The sequence below is a fragment of the Micromonospora sp. M51 genome (assembly GCF_018070305.1).
GTDB classification, from domain to species: domain Bacteria; phylum Actinomycetota; class Actinomycetes; order Mycobacteriales; family Micromonosporaceae; genus Micromonospora; species Micromonospora parva.
On record NZ_JAGPXZ010001217.1, the window covers coordinates 1 to 1,117 of the forward strand.

General features: G+C 72.2%; 1 protein-coding gene. It reads right to left on the bottom strand.

The genetic code is table 11. The annotated features are described in order from the left end of the window. Positions 1 to 685: sugar phosphate isomerase/epimerase (locus tag KBX53_RS33805; protein WP_210863903.1), on the bottom strand; the 685-nt coding region annotated here is incomplete at its 3' end. Between the last annotated feature and the right edge of the window lie 432 nt (positions 686 to 1,117).

The following is a 1,117-nucleotide window of genomic DNA, read 5'->3' on the forward strand; positions in this document are numbered from 1 at the left end:
GCCACGTCCAGTAGAGGTCGAGCTCGAAGTGGACGAGCCGGGGATCGGTCTGGGAGCTGAGGATGTCGAACCCGGTCGAGCCCCCGGTCAGCGGCACGAACTCGAGTTGGTGGTTGTGGTAGCCGAATTCGAGCCCGGCGCGCTCGGCGAGCCGTCCGGCCTTGTTCAGGTCGCGAGCCAGGGCCCGGTAGACGGCGGGGTCCCGGATCGGCTGACCGGCCGCGTCCCGACCGAAGTACGGGTGGACGATCTTCTTGCAGCCCACCACGTTGGCGTCGGCGAGGGCCTGCTCCCAGGTGGCGGCGTCGAACGGCTGGGGGATGCCGACGTGCCCGGAGGTGGAACGCAGCCCGGCGTCGTCGAGCGCCGCCCGGAACTGCGCCGCGGTGCGGCCGACGAAACCGGCGTGCTCCACCCGCCGGTAGCCGATCCGGCGCAGCGCGTCCAGGGTGCCGGGCAGGTCGATGGCGAGTTGGTCACGCAGGGTGTAGAGCTGAATGCTGATCCGGTCCACCGGCACCCGACGGCGGCCCTGGGCCTGCGCCCCGGATGCGCCGGGTGCGGCGGTGGCCGGGCCGGCGAGCAGACCGGCGGCGCCGACGGCAGCCGCGGAGACGGTCGCGGCACGCAGCACGCCACGGCGGCTGACCGGCTCGGATGCCGGTGTGTTGAGTTGTTGATCCATGGTGGTGGTCCCTTCCTGACGGCTGGTACGCCGTCGACGGAGGTCGACCTGACTGCCGTCTGCCGGGCGCGCCGAACCGGCCGCGGTGGGCTTCGGCGGGACGGTGAGGGACGGCTCGTGGGTGCGGCCCGGACCCATCGGGGGCGGATCGCGGCGACCCGGCACAGGTGGCGGCAAGTTGATCGACGAATGGGCAACCCTCTATCTGGATCGTGACCTTACCCTTGCCTTCGGACGAAGGCAAAGCTTTGTCGCGTTCGGCAGAAGCTTCGCTCCAATTGACAAAAGTCCGCCCCCGAGGTGCGCCACCGGCCGTGACCTCGCCCCGCAGCCGCTGGCCGCGCCCGGTCCCGGCCGGCCGTGCCGCGAGCCCGCCCTCGGGTGCCGGCGTCCGCGGGCATCCGGACAGTCGACGTCGCGTCGCTCAAGCGC